Here is a 2,914-nt window from a genome sequence, read left to right as displayed (position 1 = left end):
TAGACCAGCGAGATTGCGTCAGACCCAAAATTGCACGCCGAACCACAGACAGCGGCTGCGACGCGTGGTTCAGGCTCTGGGGGGCGGGATGCGCGACCACCAAAGGCTCTCAAGGCCATTGCGGGGCGCTCCGGAGCAGGTGCCTGGACTTCCCCATATAGGCGGTTCACCACATCGTTAGCCGCTTCCTCCCTATGCCTCTTCAGGACTCCGCCTCTCTTGTGCCGGCGGGCTGGGTCGACGGAACCGAGACTTTCACCTTCAGGCCTTCGTTAGCCCATTCCCGAGTGATTGATCCCCCAAGCGTGTCGCGGATCGTCCTTTCCAGGAGGAGGGATCCGAAGCCATTTGGGCCGACTCTTTCCGGTCGTTCCGTCCGCTCGGTCCAGTCAATTTCGAGATCGCGACCGTCCGTGCGCCAGGACACCGCGACATTCCCGCTCCTGAGCCCGCCGTACTTGCGGGCGTTGGTCGCCAGCTCGTGGAGCACCAAGGCTAGCGCGGACGCGCGATTGAGCGGTAGCTTGACATCTGGGCCAGATACCGTGACCTGGTGATCGGCGTCAGCAAACGGCTTCAACACGGTCTGGACCAGATCGGAGATCGCTACGCTGTCGCCTCGTCCAGTACCGTCCACAAGAGGACGTACCAGAGCATGGGAGGCAGCAAGCGCCTCCAGGCGCCCTCGAACAGTCTCGGCGAGCTCGCGGGGGGTCGCGCTGTTCCTGGCGCTTACCATCACGATCCCGTCGGTAATGGCGAAGACGTTCTTGACCCTGTGGTCCATCTCCCGCAGGAGCAGGTGCCGGGCATTCTCCGCGGTCTTGCGGTCCGTCACGTCGAGGATCGTGCCGAGTAGCCGGACAGGTACCGTCTTTCCATCCCGCTCGCCGTAGATCATCCGGCCACGCCCCGTTATCCAGGACGTCGTTCCGTCAGGCCGCACAACCCTGTGCTCAACAGCGAGCCGTCCTCCGGACGCTGGATCCATCATCGCGCCGACCTCTTCGAGCACCCGGTCCCGATCTTCGGGGTGTATGGCGTCGCGCCAGAACTCAAAAGAGGGCTCAATTCCCTCTGGGAGGCCGAAAAACCGTTTTTGCCTTTCCGACCAGAAGACCGCTCCGGTCTGGACCTCCCACTCCCACATCCCGAGGCCGGTCGCCTCCACTGCGAGTTCAAGGCGTTCGAAGTTCCGCAGCGCCTCGGCTCGGGAGTCCTCGGCCTTGCGCCGGGCCTCAACTTCCGCGGTGACGTCCAGCCCGAGCGACAGGACGCCTACGATCTCTCCCGCCTCGTCCTGGAGCGGCAGAATGTGCAGGTTCCAGATCCGCCCCTCGAACGGGTCTTTGACCTCCTCGCGGTGCCACGGCGTCCCGCCCGCCGTCACCTCGTGAAGGATCGGACCCCACACGACCGCCGCATCGGCTCCGAGCGCATCCGCAAGGGTCAAACCGACGACAGGGTCGGTCCGTCCCACCGCCGTCCGGTAGGCCCGGTTCGCGAATGCGTACCTGTGCTCCGGGCCGTAAATGATGGCCAACGTGACCGGGACGTTCTCGAGGAGCGCGGCAAGCGAAGCATCCGCCAAGCTGCCGCCGTCGGAGCCTATGCGCAGCCGATTACGGAGGTCGAGCCCCCAGTCGACGAAGCTCATGGATCCAATCCTTGACGGAAATGCTGCGTGCCGCGGCGCGGCCACTAGCCACGATATTACACAGGCAAGGCTCAGATTGCGATACGGTTAGCTGTCACGCACCTCCCCAGTGTTGTGGTCTATTCAGTCCGGCCTGCTGCCGGTTCGACCAATAGCCCCACGTAGAGATTCCGGGCCTGCCAGTGGCGCCCCGAGGCCATAGCGTCGGACAATTATCTTAAAGCATATAATTAACTTTGCTCAGAACCTCGAAGATCTGCCGCGGGTTTGTTTTCGTAAGCAGCCTCGCAAAGGGAGGAGAGCAGATGCATCAGCTCATTTACTTCAGTCGGAACACCATGTCAGGCGACATGCTCAAGGGCCTCAAGGAAATTCTTAGTGTATCGCAACGTAATAACCAGCGGGACGGGGTCACCGGATCGCTCATCTTTGACAAGGTTTGGTTTCTGCAAATTCTCGAGGGAGATATTGAGGCGATCCAGGCAACATACAAGCGGATTGAACAAGATCCCCGACACTGCGAGGCGACGGTGATAACGCTCCGCCCACTAATCCAGCGTCAGTTTCCCGACTGGGGAATGGGTGGCCTGCTGCGTTCGCCCGACGTCCAGGAGATTTTTCTCAGCCACGGTATCGGAGGCGAGATGGATCCCCGGAAGCTTCATGCCGCCACTGTTGGCGACCTCGCGCTCGACCTGAAGGCCTTCGAACAACGCAAGCGCTCCGACACTCGAAAAGCATCATAACCGCTGGGACGTTATTCCGGATCGCGTCAAAGCACCTGGATTGCTGCGGTGGACTGATCAAGCCGTGCCGTTCGCCCGCTGCGAACTGAAGAAGCGTGGGAACGAACCCACGCTTCTTCTCATGCCAGCCCCCGCGTGCCCGCTTCCGCCCAGCTCTCAAGTTCATGGTCGAAACGCCGCAGATCCGGGAGCGGCGCGACCATTCTGGCGTTCAGCTTGGATTAGCGATCGTGCTGCATTTGAACTGCTACCCTTTCTTGGACCGCTCGGCTGGGCCATCTCCAGGGGGTTTCGATCAGGGCGTGCCGGGTGCCGCTGACCGATTTAGAAGCGTGATCGGGGGCTTGTAGCCGATCGCGCTGTGCGGGTGTTCCAACCGGGGCTCCAGCGCCGGCGAGAACCGCGTGTAGGTGTCGACGACCGTCAGAATGTGTTTCGGCGTGCAACTTTGACCCCCTAAGCCGGGGGATCGGCGTCCAATTTTGGGTCTGACTCAATCTCGCTGCAGGCT

The 2,914-nt window shown here is 61.7% G+C and carries 2 protein-coding genes; one reads left to right on the top strand and one right to left on the bottom strand.

Annotation, left to right across the window (positions count from 1 at the left end; translation table 11 throughout):
* Positions 1-202 precede the first annotated feature (202 nt).
* Positions 203-1,657 (bottom strand): HWE histidine kinase domain-containing protein, encoded by a 1,455-nt coding sequence (locus BUQ68_RS22515; RefSeq protein WP_075218275.1) that lies wholly within the window; start codon positions 1,655-1,657, stop codon positions 203-205.
* 305 nt (positions 1,658-1,962) lie between these two features.
* Between BUQ68_RS22515 and BUQ68_RS22510 the strand changes: the two genes are divergently transcribed.
* Positions 1,963-2,403: a BLUF domain-containing protein gene (locus BUQ68_RS22510; protein ID WP_075218274.1), complete on the top strand. Its 441-nt coding sequence runs from the start codon at positions 1,963-1,965 to the stop codon at positions 2,401-2,403.
* Positions 2,404-2,914: the final 511 nt, after the last annotated feature.

Source organism: Mongoliimonas terrestris (genome assembly GCF_001927285.1).
Lineage (GTDB): Bacteria > Pseudomonadota > Alphaproteobacteria > Rhizobiales > Pleomorphomonadaceae > Chthonobacter > Chthonobacter terrestris.
Note: the sequence above shows the minus strand (reverse complement) of the source record. Positions and strands in the feature narration are given on the sequence as shown.